Origin of the sequence: Chryseobacterium tructae, from assembly GCF_030409875.1 — a bacterium.
Classification (GTDB): Bacteria; Bacteroidota; Bacteroidia; order Flavobacteriales; family Weeksellaceae; genus Chryseobacterium; species Chryseobacterium tructae.
The window spans coordinates 167,883-186,342 of record NZ_JAUFQR010000001.1 but is presented as its reverse complement, the minus strand read 5'-3'; the positions used below and the strand labels follow the sequence as shown (position 1 = coordinate 186,342).

Sequence of the window (18,460 nt, the reverse complement as noted above, 5' to 3'; positions counted from 1 at the left end):
AAATAATATTTTTTTCCTTTTTTTTTGTAAAAAATTCATAATTTGCAGAGGATGATATTTCAAAGTGGAAAAATGAGTTACGAAAATATATTATTAAAAAAGGAAGATAAATTATCTATCATTACAATAAACAGACCTGAAAGTTTAAATGCATTAAATGCAAAAACGATTCAGGAGATCAGTACTGCATTGGATGAGCTTAATTCTGACACCTCCTGCAGGGTAATTATCCTTACAGGTAGCGGAGAAAAGTCCTTTGTAGCTGGAGCTGACATCAAGGAATTCAGCGAGTTTGGACAGGAAAAAGCTGAAGAACTTGCAAGAAACGGACAAAATACATTGTTCAACAAAATTGAAAATCTATCTAAGCCTGTTATTGCAGCCGTAAACGGTTTTGCACTAGGAGGAGGTTTAGAGCTTGCTATGGCATGCCATATCAGATATGCATCGGAAAACGCCAGACTCGGGCTTCCTGAAGTAACACTGGGATTAATTCCAGGATACGGAGGAACTCAAAGGCTTCCTAAGCTTGTCGGAAAAGGTATTGCCAACGAAATGATCTTCTCTGCCAAAATGATCCCTGCTCAAAAAGCAAAAGAGATCGGACTGGTGAATGAAGTATACCCTATTGAAGAATTATTAACCAAAACGAAAGAATTAGCGAATACGATTGCCTATAATTCACCAATGGCAATATCTAAGGCTATTAACGCCGTCAATCTATCTGACACAGATAAAGGTTTTGAAACTGAGATCAAATATTTCGGGGAGCTTTTTGAAATGGCAGATAAGAAAGAAGGAGTGGCTGCTTTCCTTGAGAAAAGAAAGCCGAACTTCTAATCTTTCAGAAGATTTTAATCCAAATTATTTCGAAAAAACTAATGCTGCGGTATGAATAAGTTTGACAAAGCTTATCTAAAAATGGCCCAGGAATGGGCACAACTCTCCTACTGTAAGAGAAAACAGGTAGGGGCTCTTATCGTAAAAGATAGGATGATTATTTCAGATGGTTACAACGGAACTCCCATGGGATTCGAAAACTGCTGTGAAGATGGAGAGGGAAAGACGCACTGGTATGTATTGCATGCAGAGGCCAACGCTATTTTGAAGTTGGCGGCATCTACACAATCTGCAAAAGGAGCAACGTTATATTTAACATTGTCACCCTGCAAGGAATGTAGTAAGCTCATCCTGCAAGCAGGTATTACAAGACTGGTGTATATTAATGAGTATTCGGACGACGATGGAATATCGTTTCTGCGAGGCCATAACATTGAAATAGAACAAATATCGGACTGTGAACTAAAAAAATAAGCACAAATGACTTGGGATGAAAAGATCAAAGATTTTGAAATATTTCTTCGTTTCGAAAGAAATTTTTCAGACAATACGCTCGACGCCTATGTTCGAGACATTAAAAAACTAAAAGATTACGCAGAAGAAGATCTGGCAAACGTCGGTCCAGATTCTATCGGCTACGAAAACCTGCAGGAATACATTTCAATCTTTCCAAACAGAAATTCAGTGAGAGATCACAGGCTAGATGGATATCTTCCATTAAAGCCTTCTTTAAATTTCTATTGGAAGATGAATATCGTGAAGACAATCCAGCAGCGTTACTTGAAGGCCCAAAATTGGGACTATACCTGCCGGACACCTTAAGCCTGCCGGATATCAATAAAATTATTGCTGCCATTGAGGTCAATACAGATCTCGGAAAAAGAAACCAGTGTATCATTGAGGTACTTTACGGTTGTGGACTCCGTGTTTCTGAACTGATTGATTTGAAAATCTCCAATATTAACTTCAAGGAGCAATACATTAAAGTACACGGAAAGGGAAATAAAACCCGTTTCGTCCCTTTAGCAGATTACACTGCTGAATTACTGGAAAGCTACATCAAAGAAGTACGTTCTAAAGGAAAAATCAATAAGAAATATGAAGATACGCTGTTTTTAAACAGCCGTGGAACATCCATGTCAAGAGTTATCGTATTTCTTATTATTAAAGAACTTACGGACAAAGCAGGAGTTAATAAAAAGATTTCTCCACACACCTTCAGACACTCTTTTGCGACCCATTTATTGCAGAATGGAGCAGATCTTCGTTATATTCAGGAAATGTTGGGACATTCCAGCATTACTACTACAGAGATCTACACCCATCTGAAAACAGAAGAGTTGAGAGATGTTATCTTAAATTATCACCCGAGAAATATTAATATTGCTCAGTGAAACTAGGGTCTAGCTGACCTTTGAAAAATAATTATAGAGGATGAAAGTATTGAAATATTGCCCAAGCTGTGGCAAAAAGACTTTATATTGGGATGGTGAAAAAAAATGGAGCTGTCCCGAATGTGGTTTTACCCTGTACAACAATGTAGCTGGCGCTGTAGCGGTAGTCATCAGATGTGGCGACGAAATTTATCTTACCCGAAGAAACAGAGATCCTAAAAAAGGAAAACTGGATTTGGCAGGAGGTTTTGTTGACCCTAAAGAAAGTGCAGAAGAAACCTGTAAAAGAGAACTTTTTGAAGAACTTCAGCTTGATATTGATATTTCTAACCTGAAATACCTTACCAGTCTTCCAAACATCTATCAGTATAAAGAAATTGATTACAATACAATTGACCTTTTTTATGAGTATAATGTTTCAGAGAAATTCGAGGTAAATCTTGAGCTTTCAGAGATCTCAGAAGCGGTATGGATTCCTTTACAGGAACTTAAGCTTAATGAGATCGCATTTGATTCTCAGAAGATATTTTTTGAGGGTTATCTGAAGAAATAATTTTTGCAATATATACTCTCGCAGATTTTACAGATACAGCAGATCATTGGCTTTACCAACTGCTTTATTTTGTGAAATCTGCGGGAGTTTTTTATGGGCTAAAAACAATTTTCCCACAGACTTTACCAACTGCTACAGAATTAAACGATAGCTGTATCATGGGTGAAGTGTGTGGGAAATATATTATTAATTAATATGTCTTTGATTTCAGCATTTCGTCAAAATACTGAATAAGTAAGGTTCTTTCGGCTTCTGATAGGTTAGCTTCCTTATGATAAACAACATAACCCGGCAGGGGCATTGTCTTATGCTTAAGAGCTTCCATAGACCTATCGAGCATATTCTCTTTCAATTCTTTATTATAAGTTCCCCAAATAGAAAAATTAAGATGTTGACGCCCGTCATTTACGTGGCTTTTTACAGACCATGAAATAGGTGCTATATAAGCATACTTAGGATATACTGTTTCGTTAGAATGACAGTCATAACAAGCATTCTTAAGAAGTGTACTTACTTTTTCCGGAGCCTGCTTCATTTGAACAAAATTCACTTTAGAATCAACTGGTTGGTTTACTGTATCAATTGGAAAAAACTGAATAAGAGCAAAAGCTACCAGAGTCCAAAAGATTACTTTCTTTGCTGTCTTCATACATTTATTTTACCGGAGTTAAAACTGCATTACCGGATTTCACTTCTTTCTTGGCATCCTCTATCACCGTTTTTTCTTTTTGCTCAGGAGCAGGAGGAGGAACTGGCACTGTTGGAGCTGGTGTTCCTTTAGGATTATCAAGTGTTCTGGTATCTTTAAGATCCCATTCTTCCCTTGTTTCCCACAATGCTCTTACCAATGCCTTTTTATAGAAAACATAAGCATCTTCTGAAAAGGTCTCAGTAGAAAAATCGGCCTCATCCCAGTACTTATCATTATTGTTATCTACCAATATCCTGACTACATATTCTGCGGGTTTTAAAATATCAAATTTCACCCTGTCTCCCTTGGTATACTTTTGATATACTACTTTATCTGAAGAATCCAACAACTGGATCCAATAATTAGAAGAAGGAGCATTGGAAAGTGTGAATTCCAAGCTTCCGAACTGCTCTACTTTATCAACTGTAAAATCAAATCGTTTGGATTGAGTATTTTTTGCATAGAAAGAGGAAACCGTTTCTTTAGGAATGGTAAGCTGGTATTCTTTTCCATTAACAAAGTCTGATTGCACCTGTATCTGATAAGGATTCGTTTCTGAAACTTTAGCAGTAAACGGCAAACTAGTCAAGGAATCTCCTTTAACAGCCAGTTTCCATTTTGAAGGATCAATTTTATCAATGAAGAAATTGGATGAGATTTTAAAATCAGATTTTGGAGCTAATGAACCACCGCCATTATCACTGAAAACATCCATTGCATTTTTCTTATTGTACTTATAAAACAAAGAAACTGAATAAATACTATCTTTTTTAGGGCCAATATTATGACTGAATACCAACTTTTCATTAGTTTCCTGCCCTACATTATTCTTCACGGCATCAAACCAAATTCTAACGGAATCCGATTTGGGGGTATGTGTTACTTTGATATCTTTAAGTTTGTCATTGAGTGAGGTAACTTTCACTTCATTCGGATGTCCTTCAAAGGTCATAAGAACTCCTCCGGGAGCCTCTTTCATCTCTGAATACTTCAATGCTTTCTTCGATGGATAAACGCTTAAATTCAATCCTGAAATAGATTTATCAAAATCAATCGACTCTTTCTTGAATCCAATTTTTTCTTTTCCCGGATCATATACCGAATTTCCATTTTCATCTTCGAAAGCGATGATTTTATATTTTCCTGGTGAAAGGTAATTTAACTCGTAATATCCGTCGTCATCTACTTTGGTGATATAATATGGCTTTTGTTTGTAGTTCATGGTATCTTTTACCTGGTACAACCCAACCACTAATTTATTTTCATTACTGCCTGATTTCTTCTTAATCTGCATCGCATCTTTCACCTCACCACTGATATACAAATCATCCAGTTTATCCCCTGTAGAGAAAGCAAAATTAAAATATCGAAGGACATTAGACTCATTATTGTCTACAATGGAATTTCCAAAGTTGAAATTATAAGTAGTATTCGCCTGAAGAGTATCAGTCCATTGAATAAGGACAAATTTATTGGCAATATTCGATGGAAGAATTCGCTTGATATTTTTAATCGGCGGAGAAATGATAAGATTCTTGTTGATATCCTTCAAGGTAACATACTCGTCAAAATCCAGGCGAAGTTCGTGGATATCTCTTTTTACATTAATCCTTGTTGTATCAATATTTGAACTTAAAAATTTTGGAGCCAGCGTATCTTTAGGGCCTCCAACAGGAGATCCTACCCTTGCACAAGAATGCACAAGAAAGCAGATAACAAATAATAAAAGAAATCTTCTCATGAAAATGTTTAAGCAAAAGTAAACATTATTCTCCAAAAACTTCGTGTCCGCTATTCAAACTATCTTTGCTGTCGTTCATTACAGTTTGAAGTTTCTCCTGCTGTAAGGGAAAGTTTTCAAATAATCCTGACAATGCAAGTGCTGTATACACTTTACCTGAATATTTGTTTCCAATAGCAACAATAGTAACTTTAGATTTTAAAAGGTGAGCAAATACAGAGTTCGTTCCGTGCCACCAACCGTTATGATAGGTCAGCTTTTCACCGTTATCAAATATTTTCATTCTAAAACCAAGACCATAATTATTCATCCCTGCTTTTTCATTGCTATAAGGAGTGAATACCATTTGCATCAGTTCCGGTTTCAAGAAGTCTTTTGAGAACATAGCTTTTGAAAAATTATATAAATCTCTTGGGGTAGTGTATACATTTTTATCTCCGTATATAAGATCCAAACGATCTAAAGGATATAATTTATTAGCACCATAGTAGAAAGACTGTGAAGCTGTTGGAATATCTTTTTCCTGGAAAATGTAAGTATTGTTCATTTTCAACGGTGTGAAAATCATTTCTTTCATCGCCTGCGGAAAAGGAGTTTTGGTTACTTTTTCGACCAGTAAAGCTAATAAGGCAAAGTTTGTATTGCAATACATAAACCCGGTATCAGTATCTCTCGCCAGATCCGGTTTGTATTTGATAAGCATATTCAATACATCTTCATTAGTAATAAACTGTTTGGAGAGTTCTGCTGGTGCTGGTTTTATTTGAGTAATAAAGTATTCGTATTTGGGTAGCCCACTTCTTTGATCCAATAAAGTCTGAACGGTTACATTGGGATAAGGAAATCCAGGAAAGAATTGGGTAAGGTGATCAGTAAATTTTATTTTCCCAGCTTCTATTAACTTCATCATGGCCATTGCCGTTAATGTTTTTGAAACCGATGCTACGTGTAATGGTGTATTTTTATCGATGGGCATCTGGTTGCCTTCTCTACCAAAACCCCTGTAATTTTCATATAGGATCTCATCACCTTTAGCAACTAAAATTCCGCCGCTAAGATCTCCGCCTTCCCACACTTTTTTATAATATTGGTCTATATAGCCTGTCAGCGATTCCTTATTGGAAAGCTGTCCATCTGCTTTTGTAAAGACATTTCCTAAATCCACATTCCCATAGTTCGGAAGGTTGGTCGTATTTTCTGCTGAAGCCTCTTTGGTTTCAGATTTATTTTTACAAGAAAATAAGGATAAAACAACAGCCGTAGCAAGTACTAAATTACGCATCTTCATAAGATTCAAAAATGAGCGGCAATTTAATAAAAGTCGAAAGTAAATAATAAATATGAAGGGTATATTATGAATAATTTAACATAAAAGAGGGAAAGAACAAAAAGGAAAACCATAAAACGGGTAAAAACAGATAAGGCTGAGAAAGTTCTTATGATATCTTTTACTTTATCAGCCTTATTGATGTCGTTTATGTATTACTTAACAACAATGTGAAGCAACAATCTTATCTACAATAAACTGAGCTAATTTCTCTTTGCTCTGGTGCGTCCAGCCTGCAATGTGTGGCGTTACCATTGCTTTTTCGGATTCCAACAGATACTTTAGATCTTCATTTTCTGTTTCAAGATGTTCAAAAGAGGACTTTTCGTATTCCAATACATCTAAACACGCTCCTTTTACTTTGCCCGACTTCAAGGCTTCTACTAAACTTTTAGTTTTTACATTTTTCCCTCTTGCAGTATTGACGAAATAGAAGTCATTTTTCATCTCAGAAATAAACGTTTCATCAATAAGATAATGAGTGTCTGAAGTCAGAGGAATATGTAAACTCAATACTTCTGCAGACTGCTTCAACTCATCCAGTGTAACCTGAGTGGCAAAATCATCGGAAAGTCCAGGAAGAATATCGTGGAAGATCACTTTACAACCAAAACCTGAAAGTCTTTTAGCCGTAGCTTTTCCCATATTTCCGTATCCTATTAATCCTACGGTTTTCCCCAATAATTCATCCCCTCTGTTTTCTTCACGCTTCCAGATCCCGTTCTTCACTTCCTGGGAAGCAATGAAAAGCCTGTTCATTAACACCAATAACATTCCAACAACATGCTCCGCTACAGAATCTCTGTTTCCTTCCGGAGAGTTGATTAATTGAATACCTAGTTTTTCAGCCACAGGAATATCAATATTTTCCATCCCGGCACCTACTCTTGCAATAAACTTTAAATTCTGCGCCTGCTCAAGGAAGTTTTTATCTAAAGGAATACGGCTTCTGATGATGATTCCATCATAATTTTTGATTTTATCACAAACCTCATCGTAAGTGGAAGTAAAATCTTCTTCTAAGATGAAGTTTTTAGCTAAAAGCTGTTCTGTAATAAGCGGGTGATTTTTATCTAAAAGGAGAATTTTCATAATTTAAACACAAATGACACTAATTTATTTCACAAATAACACCATTATCATTTCAAATAAAGGTGCTTATAGATTTACTACAAGGGATAAAAAAACAAAATGCTTTTAATTTGGGTATTCCGTATTAAAAGCATTTCAAAGTTTTATTTCTTATCCTTTTTAGAAGATTGAGGCTCTTCTTGAGGTTCCTGGAATAATTTCTTAAGTTCTACAGATTCCAAAGGCTTCATTCTTCCGGAAAGAATCAATGAAAGTTCTTTTCTACGGAATGCAGCAGCATATCTTTCTTTTTCATCTTCTGTTTCCGGCACCATATCAGGAATTGGGATCGGGCGGTTGAATTCATCTACCGCAACAAAAGTATAAATACCTGAATTGGTATGGATTTTTTTCTGATTAATAGGATCATCAGACCAAACATCTACATACACCTCCATAGAAGTAGAGAATGCTCTGGAAACTTTAGATTCCAACACAACTACTCCTCCTTCAGGAATTGGATGATTAAACGAAACGTGATTCACAGATGCAGTTACCACTCTTCTTTCACAGTGTCTAGCCGCAGAAATGGAAGCACATCTATCCATTTTTGCTAAAAGTTCACCACCAAAAAGATTTCTTAGAGAGTTGGTCTCGTTCGGAAGAACGATATTTGTCATAATCGTCAGGGATTCTGACGCAGTTTTTATTTTTGCCATTTATTCTTAGTGTTTTTTGGAGCAGCCGGAACTGTTTTTGTAGCTTTTCCGACAGGTTTTACCAATGAATCTTTCTTCAGGGAATCTGCAACCGGAGTTTCGGGAGCATGTACCATTACCTTTACCGTATCTTTTACAATTCTGTGGGTAGAGGTCTGTACAGACACTTTATTAAAGGATTTCTTTCCAAAGAGAAGCTCCTTTTGGGTAAATGCAAAGTAGGCAATACCCAGAATCGGAATAATCAACAGGAAGAACCAAAGAATGGTTTTCTTGAATTTATAATCCTTTTCGCGGTTTTCCGAGGTGTTTACTTTCTCGCCGTTATTAATATCTGAGAACCTGATCTCTTCTAATCCGAAAAAATCCGGGCGTCCCGCTTCCACTCTTTTCCCTTTGAAATGAGTGTGTCCTTCTTCAATAAAGATAGTTCCCAAGTTTTGAATGTCAAGAACCTGTTCTGCCTGAAGCTTTTTCTTCCAAAAATCAGTTTGTATCTTCAGATCACTTCTGGAAGCTTCTTTGGACATTTGTTTTTCTCTGGCAATAAAAGCAGTAAGATCATCTGCCTGTACTTCATAGTCAATTGTAAATTCAATCTGACTGGCAGGAGGCAGTATACTTCCGTTTTCGGAATTGATAATCGCCTTAGAATTTTTCAGAGAAAACACCCCAAAGCCTGGAACCGTGACAGTTCCAAATTGTTTTAAATATTCTAAAATGTATGCTGAAATATTCATTTGGCAGCAAATTTATAACTTTTTCATGACTTTTTGAAGATATTTAACGGATATAAAAAAAGACTGCCGAAGCAGCCTTTTGAGTATTTCATATTAAAACAGGTTCACCATTCATGATCTACGATCTCTTTAAGGATAAATTTGCAATCCCCTTATTTACAGTCATTACTTTCTTTCAATCTATTGAATCTTCCAACTGATACCAAACATAAAGTTGGTTCCTGCCTGAGCAAAATAAAGTGGACTGCCTTCTTCAGTTACGGAGCCATTATTCACATATTTTTTGTTAAACAGATTGTTCACCAATAGTTTTAATGCAATATCATTGTTTCCTATTTTAAACTGGTACTGTGCATTAAAGTCGGTCAATAAATAATCTTTAAGCTCCAGATTTTTATCTTCCGTATTATCCAGATACTGTTTTCCAACATATTGGTTCATTAAAGCAAACTGGAAATTTTTATTTGGATTGAATTTCACTCCCAAATTGGCAATCATATTCGGGGAAAATGAAATTTGTGTATTCCCAAGACTTACAGGCACTTTCCCAACTTCTATATTAAAATCCTGATTTCTGTTCTGGCTTAAAGTAAAGTTACCGGAAACTTCCCATTGTTTTGAAAGTTTAGCCAAGGCTCCAATTTCTACTCCACGTCTGTAGCTTTTTCCTGAGTTTGTTCTAATAAATGCCCCAACACTATTCAATTGGCCATTCAACACCAATTGATTTACATAATACATGTAATAAACGTTCGCGGTTAAAGATAAAAATCCGAACTGTTTTTCCAAACCAGCTTCAAAATCATGAAGCTTCTCAGGCTTTACATCATTATTGGCCATGATATCTGCTCTGTTGGGTTCTCTATGAGCATGAGCATAAGACAAGAATACCTTTCCGCCGTCTATTTTATAGTTCACCCCTGCTTTTGGATTAAAGAACAGCCAGTTTTTATCCAGATCAGCACCATCATCGTCGCCAGCCATGATGACTTTAGTATTATAGTTGATACTTCTAAGTTGCAAGTCTCCAAAGAATTCAAAATCATTCAATCTGTATAAAGCTTTTGCAAAACCAGAGACTTCATTTTTTACAGAACGGTTTCTATAATATTCACTCTCATCAATCTGCGGATAAAAGACTCCGGTAACGTTTCCGTAGTGTCTTCCATAGTATTGATTGGCCACTGCTCCAAAGTTCAGATCCAGATTTTCAAACTTCCCATAAAGGGTAGAAACAACCCCGTAGAAATCATTATTTAACCATTTTTTTCTGATAAAATCTGATTTGGTAATCGTTACCCCATTCTCAATAATATTAGGCAGTTGATATTTAGAGAAAGAGCTTGCTTGCTTATAGTTTTCGTAATATCCCTTTCCTTTCGTATAGTGAAAAGTTGTCTCAAGGTTCCAACGGTCATTGAATTTCTGTTCCCAAAGTAACTGATAATGATTCTGTCTGTAGTTATCTGTTTCATTATCATAGAATCCAGTAATATTACCATTAGCATCCACAATTTTACCCGAATTGTTGAATCTTGGATTGGTTTCCCACATTTCTCTGCTGATCCCGTTCCATGCCTGATACGTCTTTTCTTTCCCCCCAAAAGCCATTAAACGCAATTTGGTTTTCCCTTCCTCAAACAAGGCTGTAAAATTGTAAGAATGCAGATCAGAAGAAGCCCTGTCTATATATCCATCTGAATGAATATTGCTGTATCTTCCCATTACAGAAAGACGGTTTTTCCAGAATTTTCCGGAACCTAGCTCTGCTGAATATTTATAGGTGTTAAAAGAGCCATAGCTATCATCCGTTTTAAAATAAAACTTTTCTTCCGGATCTTTTGAAATCACATTGATACTTGCTCCAAAAGCAGAAACTCCATTATTGGATGTCCCTACTCCTCTTTGAATAACAATTTGTGATGCGGAACTCGTTAAATCCGGAACATTCACAAAAAAGGTACCCTGACTTTCAGAATCATTATAAGGAACTCCGTTCATCATCACATTGATGGCTGTTCCGGAAACACCACGAATCCTAAAACCTGTATATCCCACACCGTTTCCGGCATCCGAAGTAGAAATAATTGAAGTTTGATTTTTTAAAAGAATAGGGAGATCTTGTCCCAGGTTTTTCCCATCCAAATCTTTCTGAACATTGATGATTTCCTTAGCAACAGGAAGTCTTTTGGTAAAACTAACCGCTTCTATTTCTCTGATCTTCAGAGAATCCGTGTTTTGAGCCTGGATAAAGGCTACAGAGCCTACACTAAGCCCTAAAAAAAATAATCCTTTCATTCTATAAATCTTTGACATTTAATGAATAAAAGGGGATCGATAAGATATTATACAAATTCAACCCTCAATGGAGTTGATGTCCCTAAACAGCATTACCTGTTCCAGGTTCAGTGGGTATAATCTCAGCCTGTTAAAGCACCCCTTTATTTCAGCCGCAAAATTACAAAAATATATGAGATATTATCTGCAGGTTCTGGGATACGAGGTATTTGGTTACGAGATGATAAGAAGTATAATGATAAGAGGATCTGTTATATGAAAAAAGTAGAGTTATAAAAATCTTCATTAGTCATGAACATCATGGTTTATAAATGATCATTCATCACTTATATTCTAGTATGTTTTGTTATTGGCATCGATGTAATAATAGTTTTTGCCATCTTTTGTCACTTCAAACATTTTTCCCAGTTTCCAGCTGAAATTTCTTTTAATATTTGAATATTCGAAAGGAATGATCACCTTATTATTCACGTCAATAACTCCGAATTTATCATTGTTTGAAGCAACAATCATCGGATCTGCAACATCATCTCCCTCCATAATGTAGAGATATTGATATTGCGGATAGATTTGATACTGACGGTAATCTGCAGCATTAACGAATTTTGATTTTTCAATAATTCCGTAGAAACCATTAAGAACATATGCCTGGAAAAGCTGTTGTTTGTATTCTCCAAACTTACATTTTCCAAGATCGGAATCTTTAAACTGATATACTCTTTTTCCTGAATGATTGACACGGTAGGAAATCATATTCTTTTCTACAGTTGCATACTCTTTTGATCCAAATTTTCTCACTTTTTCATTAGGAGAATTCAAAAGATTACAGTCTTCATAAAAAAATACGGCAATATGATATTCCGGCTGAATAATATATTTTCCATTTTGATTAACGTACCCAAAGCTATCACCCTTCTTTTTAGGAATAAGAAGTGGAAGATCTTTATTGATAACTATCAAATCGGAATTATGCCTGGTTACGACATTTTTCTCTTTTTTCACAGCAGTTTTTGTAACGTTTTTTGTTGTCGGCTTCTTCACAAATTGAGTCTGTGAGAAAACAGAAATCGAAATAAAAACGCACAAAACTTTCAGGATATTTTTCATATTCACCATTTGTCTGCAAAATTACGGCCAAAAATAGAAATTATCAAATTCATATTTATAAAGAATCTAAATAATTTCATTCTTATAAAATCGTAAAATTTCGTAATTTTGGGGAACATTTTGAATTGTTTAATAATTTAAAAAACTTTTAAAAAAATGTAGATTATGCTGACCTTCTTTGGTTAATGTTGCATCACATGCGAGATCTCAGAATGTCATTAATTGTATTTTATACAGACCAGTAAAGAAGCAGCGAAATACTCTACCTTTAATATTGAAAGACCTTCTATTATGAATATTTATAAGGATTACATCAAAGAGATTGAAGAAAGAAAAGACCAGGGGCTTCATCCAAAGCCAATTGATGGTGCTGAATTACTAAGCGAAATCATCGCACAAATCAAAGATTTGGGTAATGCAGATCGAACGGACTCTCTTAAATTTTTCATCTATAACACCCTACCGGGAACAACAAGTGCAGCAGGTGTAAAAGCTAAATTTTTAAAAGAAATCATTCTAGGTGAATCCGTAGTAGAAGAAATTTCTCAGACTTTCGCTTTCGAATTATTATCTCACATGAAAGGAGGTAAATCTATCGAAGTATTATTAGACTTAGCTTTAGGTAACGATGCTGCTATTGCTCAACAAGCTGCAGACGTTCTTAAAACTCAGGTTTTCCTTTATGAAGCGGACACTAACCGTTTAAAAGAGGCATACAACAGCGGAAATGCAATTGCTAAAGAAATTCTAGAAAGCTATGCACAGGCTGAATTCTTCACAAAACTTCCTGAAGTGGCTGAAGAAATCAAAGTAGTTACTTTTATTGCTGGTGAAGGAGATATTTCTACCGATTTACTTTCTCCGGGTAACCAGGCTCACTCAAGATCAGATCGTGAACTTCACGGTAAATGTATGATTACTCCTGCAGCTCAGGAAGAAATCAAAGCTTTACAGGCACAACATCCTGATGCAAGCGTTATGCTTATCGCTGAAAAAGGAACAATGGGTGTAGGTTCATCCAGAATGTCAGGGGTAAATAATGTGGCTTTATGGACTGGTAAACAAGCTAGCCCTTACGTGCCATTCGTGAATATTGCTCCAATCGTTGGAGGAACAAACGGTATTTCTCCAATTTTCCTTACTACTGTTGACGTTACCGGAGGTATCGGTGTTGACCTTAAGAACTGGGTGAAGAAAGTAGATGAAAACGGAAACGTTGTTCGTAACGAAAATGGTGATATCGTTCTTGAAGAAGCTTATTCAGTAGCTACAGGAACTGTTTTAACTATTAATACAAAAGAAAAGAAATTATATAACGGAGATCAGGAACTGATTGACCTTACCAAGTCTTTCACGCCACAAAAGATGGAATTCATAAAGGCTGGAGGATCTTACGCAATTGTATTCGGTAAGAAACTACAAACATTTGCTGCTCAAACTTTAGGGGTTGAAGCTCCTGCTGTTTTTGCTCCATCTAAAGAAATTTCTCACGAAGGGCAAGGGCTTACAGCGGTTGAAAAAATCTTCAACAGAAATGCTGTAGGAACTACACCAGGAAAGTATTACATGCAGGTTCGGATGTACGAGTACAGGTAAACATCGTTGGTTCTCAGGATACGACAGGTCTTATGACTTCTCAGGAGCTTGAATCAATGGCAGCTACTGTAATCTCTCCGGTTGTTGACGGTGCCTACCAATCAGGATGTCATACGGCTTCTGTTTGGGATAAAAAAGCTCAGGCTAATATTCCTAAGCTAATGAAGTTCATGAACGATTTCGGTTTGATCACAGCTCGTGACCCGAAAGGTGAATACCACTCAATGACTGACGTTATTCACAAAGTTCTTAATGATATCACTGTAGACGAGTGGGCAATCATCATTGGTGGTGACTCTCACACAAGAATGTCTAAAGGAGTTGCTTTCGGAGCTGACTCTGGAACGGTTGCTCTTGCACTAGCTACAGGGGAAGCTTCTATGCCAATCCCTGAATCTGTAAAAGTAACTTTCAAAGGTGAAATGAAGCCTCACATGGACTTCCGTGATGTAGTTCATGCTACTCAGGCTCAGATGTTGAAGCAATTTGGAGGAGAGAATGTATTCCAGGGAAGAATCATTGAGGTTCACATCGGAACACTTCCTGCTGACCAGGCCTTCACATTTACAGACTGGACTGCTGAAATGAAAGCAAAAGCGTCTATCAACATTTCTGAAGATAATACCCTAATCGAATCATTGGAAATTGCTAAAGGCAGAATCCAGATCATGATCGACAAAGGAATGGATAACCACAACCAAGTTCTTCAGGGATTAATTGACAAAGCAAATAAGAGAATTGAAGAGATCAGATCAGGTGAAAAACCAGCTCTTACTCCGGATTCTAATGCTAAATATTATGCTGAAGTTGTTGTAGATCTTGATGTAATTGTAGAACCTATGATTGCTGACCCGGATGTAAACAACGATGATGTTTCCAAGAGATATACTCACGATACCATCAGAGATCTTTCTTACTATGGTGGTGAGAAAAAAGTAGATCTTGGTTTCGTAGGATCTTGTATGGTTCACAAAGGAGACTTGAAAATAGTTTCTCAGATGTTGAAAAACCTTGAAAAGAAAAATGGTAAAGTAGAATTTAGCGCTCCTCTAGTAGTGGCTGCTCCTACTTACAATATCATTGATGAGTTAAAAGCTGAAGGTGACTGGGAATTATTAGAGAAATATTCAGGATTTGAATTTAATGATAACGCACCTAAAGGTGAAGCTCGTACAGAATACGAAAATGTAATGTACCTTGAGCGTCCTGGATGTAACCTTTGTATGGGTAACCAGGAAAAAGCAGCGAAAGGAGATACTGTTTTAGCGACTTCAACTCGTCTTTTCCAAGGAAGGGTGGTAGAAGATTCTGAACGTAAAAAAGGTGAATCTTTATTGGCTTCAACTCCGGTTGTTGTTCTTTCTGCGATCATCGGAAGAATTCCAAGTATTGAGGAATATAAAGCAGCCGTTGAAGGTATTGACCTAACGACTTTTGTACCTTCTATTAAAGAATTAACCAGTACAAGCGCTCACTAACAGCATTGATAAAATAGGTCGCAAGACTATTGAAAATTATATGAATGAAAGATTTTAGTCCGTTTAGGATTTAAAATCTTTCATTTTTTTGTTTAGAATCGTTCTATTTTAAGTGAAATACAATTTTTTTCCGAGAAAATCAGGAAAATAGAATCTATTTTTTCTTAAATTGAAAGTGATAAAATCTCTTGGTTTTATATTCAGAATCAGCCTATCCATAGATTATAGGAACGTTTTTTGATGTATAAAAAAATGATTTTTCTTTTTCAGACAGAAGAAAAGGAAATATTAATGAAAAAAGAACAAAACTAAATACGATATGACTTTTGATATTGATATGATCAAAAAAGTGTACGAGCGTTACCCGGAAAGAATTGCTGCGGCAAGACAAATCGTGGGAAAACCTCTTACCCTTTCAGAAAAATTCTTTACACCCACCTTTGGGAAGGAAATGCTACACAAGCACATGAAAGAGGAAACTCTTATGTAGATTTTGCACCAGACAGAGTAGCCATGCAGGATGCCACAGCGCAAATGGCGCTTTTACAGTTCATGCAGGCTGGAAAAACTAAAGTGGCTGTTCCTTCAACGGCTCACGCAGATCACCTAATTCAGGCGAAAGTAGGTGCTGATAAAGATTTACAGGAAGGTATCAACAAAAACTCTGAGGTTTTCAACTTCCTAAGTTCCGTATGTGATAAATATGGAATCGGATTCTGGAAGCCGGGAGCAGGTATTATTCACCAGGTTGTATTAGAGAATTACGCTTTCCCTGGAGGGATGATGATTGGTACTGACTCTCACACTGTAAATGCTGGTGGACTAGGAATGGTTGCTATTGGTGTAGGGGGTGCTGATGCAGTAGACGTAATGGCAGGAATGGCCTGGGAGCTTAAAATGCCTAAACTTATCGGGGTTAAATTAACCGGTAAAATGAACGGATGGACTTCTGCTAAAGATGTTATCTTAAAAGTAGCAGGAATACTTACCGTAAAAGGAGGTACAGGATGTATTGTAGAATATTTCGGTGAAGGAGCAGAATCTCTTTCCGCTACTGGTAAAGGTACCATCTGTAACATGGGTGCTGAAATCGGGGCTACGACTTCTACTTTTGGGTATGATGATTCTATGAGAAGATACCTGACTGCTACAGGAAGACAGGATGTAGTAGATGCCGCTGATAAAATTGCTGAACACTTAACAGGTGATGCTGAGGTATATGCTAACCCTGAACAATATTTCGATCAATTAATTGAAATCAACCTTTCTGAACTGACTCCACACTTAAACGGACCATTCACTCCGGACTTAGCGACTCCAGTTGCTGAATTCAAAGCAAAAGCTGAAGCGAACGGATGGCCATTAGAAGTAGAATGGGCATTGATCGGTTCTTGTACCAACTCTTCTTATGAAGATTTATCAAGGGCTGCTTCTATTGTAGAGGATGCCGTATCAAAAGGAGTAAAGCCTAAAGCTATTTTAGGTATTAACCCTGGTTCTGAGCAAGTGAAATTCACTGCCGAAAGAGACGGTTTCTTAGATTCTTTTAGAAAGTTTGAAAATGCAAGAATCTTTACCAATGCTTGTGGCCCATGTATAGGACAATGGGACAGAGAAGGCGCTGAAAAAGGAGAAAAAAACTCTATTATCCACTCTTTCAACAGAAACTTTGCAAAAAGAGCTGATGGTAACCCCAATACCCATGCATTTGTAGCTTCCCCTGAAATGGTTGCTGCTGTTGCGATCTCCGGTAGATTAGACTTTAATCCTATTACAGATACTTTAACTAATGAAGCTGGCGAGCAGGTAAAACTTAACGAACCTAAAGGATATGAACTTCCTTCAAAAGGTTTTGCAGTGGATGACAACGGATATCAGGCTCCTTCTGAGGATGGATCTAGTGTTGTTGTTAATGTAAGTCCTACTTCAGACAGACTTCAGTTATTAGAAGAATTCCCGGCTTGGGATGGTAAAAACATCGAAGGGGCTAAAGTGTTGATCAAGGCTTTCGGAAAATGTACTACTGACCATATTTCTATGGCTGGCCCTTGGTTAAAATACAGAGGTCACCTTGACAATATTTCCAACAACATGTTGATTGGAGCTGTAAATGCTTACAATATGGAAACCAACCACGTTAAAAACGAATTAACGGGTGAATATGGTGAAGTTCCGGCTGTACAAAGAGCTTATAAAGCTGCAGGCGTTCCAACAATCGTTGTGGGAGACCAAAACTATGGTGAAGGATCTTCAAGAGAGCATGCTGCTATGGAACCTAGACACCTTGGTGTAAAAGCGGTATTGGTAAAATCATTTGCAAGAATTCACGAAACAAACCTTAAAAAACAAGGAATGTTAGGAATCACTTTTGCTAATGAGGCTGATTATGATAAAATCCAGGAAGATGACACTGTTAACTTCTTAGATCTTGATCAGTTTGCGCCAGGAAAACAATTGACTTTAGAATTCGTTCACAAAGATGGAACTAAAGACATCATCATGGCCAACCATACTTACAACGATCAACAAATCGAGTGGTTTAAGGCTGGTTCTGCACTGAACTTGATTAAAAAACAAGAGAAATAATAAGAATTAATTGTTAGATCGATTAATTATAAAAGGTGGCTTCAGGAGAAGCCACCTTTTTTATTACTTCAATAATTCCAATGGCTTTAGCCAAAACTTAAAAATCTGCTTCATCTCCGAAATCTACATGAGAACATTTTTTAATCTCTCGCAGATCTTGCGGATTACGCAGATTGATGATAGAAAACATATCTAAACCTTATAGGTTTGAATACCCTTCACTATACTATTTTAAGAACAATATATTCTCTGATATGGCTCTATTCATAAAGTCTTAATTACTGATAGCTTTGATGATGTAATGAAGTATTGAAAAAAG

General features: G+C 36.6%; 11 protein-coding genes and 3 pseudogenes. 6 read left to right on the top strand and 8 right to left on the bottom strand.

Features of this window, described 5'->3' with window-relative positions:
• The first annotated feature begins 72 nt into the window (after positions 1–72).
• From QWZ06_RS00870 to QWZ06_RS00855, 4 genes and pseudogenes are all read left to right on the top strand, one after another.
• Positions 73–840: an enoyl-CoA hydratase/isomerase family protein gene (locus QWZ06_RS00870; RefSeq protein WP_290295260.1), complete on the top strand. Its 768-nt coding sequence runs from the start codon at positions 73–75 to the stop codon at positions 838–840.
• Positions 841–891: 51 nt separating this feature from the next.
• Positions 892–1,314, top strand: a complete 423-nt coding sequence (locus tag QWZ06_RS00865; protein WP_115969903.1) for a deoxycytidylate deaminase — start codon at positions 892–894, stop codon at positions 1,312–1,314.
• A 6-nt stretch (positions 1,315–1,320) separates the two neighbouring features.
• Positions 1,321–2,234, top strand: a pseudogene (gene xerD, locus QWZ06_RS00860) (site-specific tyrosine recombinase XerD).
• Between the two features lie 40 nt (positions 2,235–2,274).
• The gene (locus tag QWZ06_RS00855; RefSeq protein ID WP_290295259.1) at positions 2,275–2,787 is read left to right on the top strand and encodes an NUDIX domain-containing protein; all 513 of its coding nucleotides are present in this window, start codon (positions 2,275–2,277) and stop codon (positions 2,785–2,787) included.
• Between the two features lie 190 nt (positions 2,788–2,977).
• On the opposite strand, the gene QWZ06_RS00850 is transcribed toward QWZ06_RS00855, so the two are convergent.
• From QWZ06_RS00850 to QWZ06_RS00815, 8 genes are all read right to left on the bottom strand, one after another.
• Entirely contained in the window at positions 2,978–3,436 is a 459-nt protein-coding gene (locus QWZ06_RS00850) for a heme-binding domain-containing protein (RefSeq protein WP_290295258.1), read from the bottom strand.
• A gap of 4 nt (positions 3,437–3,440) precedes the next feature.
• Positions 3,441–5,219, bottom strand: a complete 1,779-nt coding sequence (locus tag QWZ06_RS00845) for an Ig-like domain-containing domain (protein ID WP_290295257.1) — start codon at positions 5,217–5,219, stop codon at positions 3,441–3,443.
• 25 nt (positions 5,220–5,244) lie between these two features.
• Positions 5,245–6,507 carry a serine hydrolase domain-containing protein gene (locus QWZ06_RS00840; RefSeq protein ID WP_290295256.1) on the bottom strand — a complete coding sequence of 421 codons (1,263 nt, stop codon included), beginning with the start codon at positions 6,505–6,507 and terminating at the stop codon, positions 5,245–5,247.
• 198 nt (positions 6,508–6,705) lie between these two features.
• A complete protein-coding gene (locus tag QWZ06_RS00835) occupies positions 6,706–7,638 on the bottom strand; it encodes a 2-hydroxyacid dehydrogenase (protein WP_290295255.1) in 933 nt (310 codons plus the stop codon).
• Between the two features lie 143 nt (positions 7,639–7,781).
• Positions 7,782–8,336, bottom strand: a complete 555-nt coding sequence (locus tag QWZ06_RS00830; protein WP_290295253.1) for an acyl-CoA thioesterase — start codon at positions 8,334–8,336, stop codon at positions 7,782–7,784.
• Positions 8,324–9,076: an HU domain-containing protein gene (locus tag QWZ06_RS00825; RefSeq protein WP_290295252.1), complete on the bottom strand. Its 753-nt coding sequence runs from the start codon at positions 9,074–9,076 to the stop codon at positions 8,324–8,326. The genes QWZ06_RS00830 and QWZ06_RS00825 overlap by 13 nt, the downstream gene beginning before the upstream one ends.
• 180 nt (positions 9,077–9,256) lie before the next feature.
• The gene (locus QWZ06_RS00820; protein WP_290295251.1) at positions 9,257–11,374 is read right to left on the bottom strand and encodes a TonB-dependent receptor; all 2,118 of its coding nucleotides are present in this window, start codon (positions 11,372–11,374) and stop codon (positions 9,257–9,259) included.
• A gap of 333 nt (positions 11,375–11,707) precedes the next feature.
• A complete protein-coding gene (locus QWZ06_RS00815; protein WP_290295250.1) occupies positions 11,708–12,481 on the bottom strand; it encodes a WG repeat-containing protein in 774 nt (257 codons plus the stop codon).
• A 291-nt stretch (positions 12,482–12,772) separates the two neighbouring features.
• Here QWZ06_RS00815 and QWZ06_RS00810 point away from each other — a divergent pair.
• Together QWZ06_RS00810 and QWZ06_RS00805 are read left to right on the top strand one after the other, a co-directional pair.
• A pseudogene (locus tag QWZ06_RS00810) lies at positions 12,773–15,555 on the top strand (bifunctional aconitate hydratase 2/2-methylisocitrate dehydratase).
• A 319-nt stretch (positions 15,556–15,874) separates the two neighbouring features.
• Positions 15,875–18,141, top strand: a pseudogene (locus QWZ06_RS00805) (aconitate hydratase).
• Positions 18,142–18,460 lie beyond the last annotated feature (319 nt).

Coding starts and splice junctions, on each gene's coding strand:
- QWZ06_RS00830 (WP_290295253.1), bottom strand. CDS start 8,336: ATGGCAAAAATAAAAACTGCGTCAGAATCCCTGACGATTATGACAAAT.
- QWZ06_RS00820 (WP_290295251.1), bottom strand. CDS start 11,374: ATGAAAGGATTATTTTTTTTAGGGCTTAGTGTAGGCTCTGTAGCCTTT.
- QWZ06_RS00815 (WP_290295250.1), bottom strand. CDS start 12,481: ATGAAAAATATCCTGAAAGTTTTGTGCGTTTTTATTTCGATTTCTGTT.
- QWZ06_RS00835 (WP_290295255.1), bottom strand. CDS start 7,638: ATGAAAATTCTCCTTTTAGATAAAAATCACCCGCTTATTACAGAACAG.
- QWZ06_RS00825 (WP_290295252.1), bottom strand. CDS start 9,076: ATGAATATTTCAGCATACATTTTAGAATATTTAAAACAATTTGGAACT.
- QWZ06_RS00850 (WP_290295258.1), bottom strand. CDS start 3,436: ATGAAGACAGCAAAGAAAGTAATCTTTTGGACTCTGGTAGCTTTTGCT.
- QWZ06_RS00855 (WP_290295259.1), top strand. CDS start 2,275: ATGAAAGTATTGAAATATTGCCCAAGCTGTGGCAAAAAGACTTTATAT.
- QWZ06_RS00845 (WP_290295257.1), bottom strand. CDS start 5,219: ATGAGAAGATTTCTTTTATTATTTGTTATCTGCTTTCTTGTGCATTCT.
- QWZ06_RS00865 (WP_115969903.1), top strand. CDS start 892: ATGAATAAGTTTGACAAAGCTTATCTAAAAATGGCCCAGGAATGGGCA.
- QWZ06_RS00870 (WP_290295260.1), top strand. CDS start 73: ATGAGTTACGAAAATATATTATTAAAAAAGGAAGATAAATTATCTATC.
- QWZ06_RS00840 (WP_290295256.1), bottom strand. CDS start 6,507: ATGAAGATGCGTAATTTAGTACTTGCTACGGCTGTTGTTTTATCCTTA.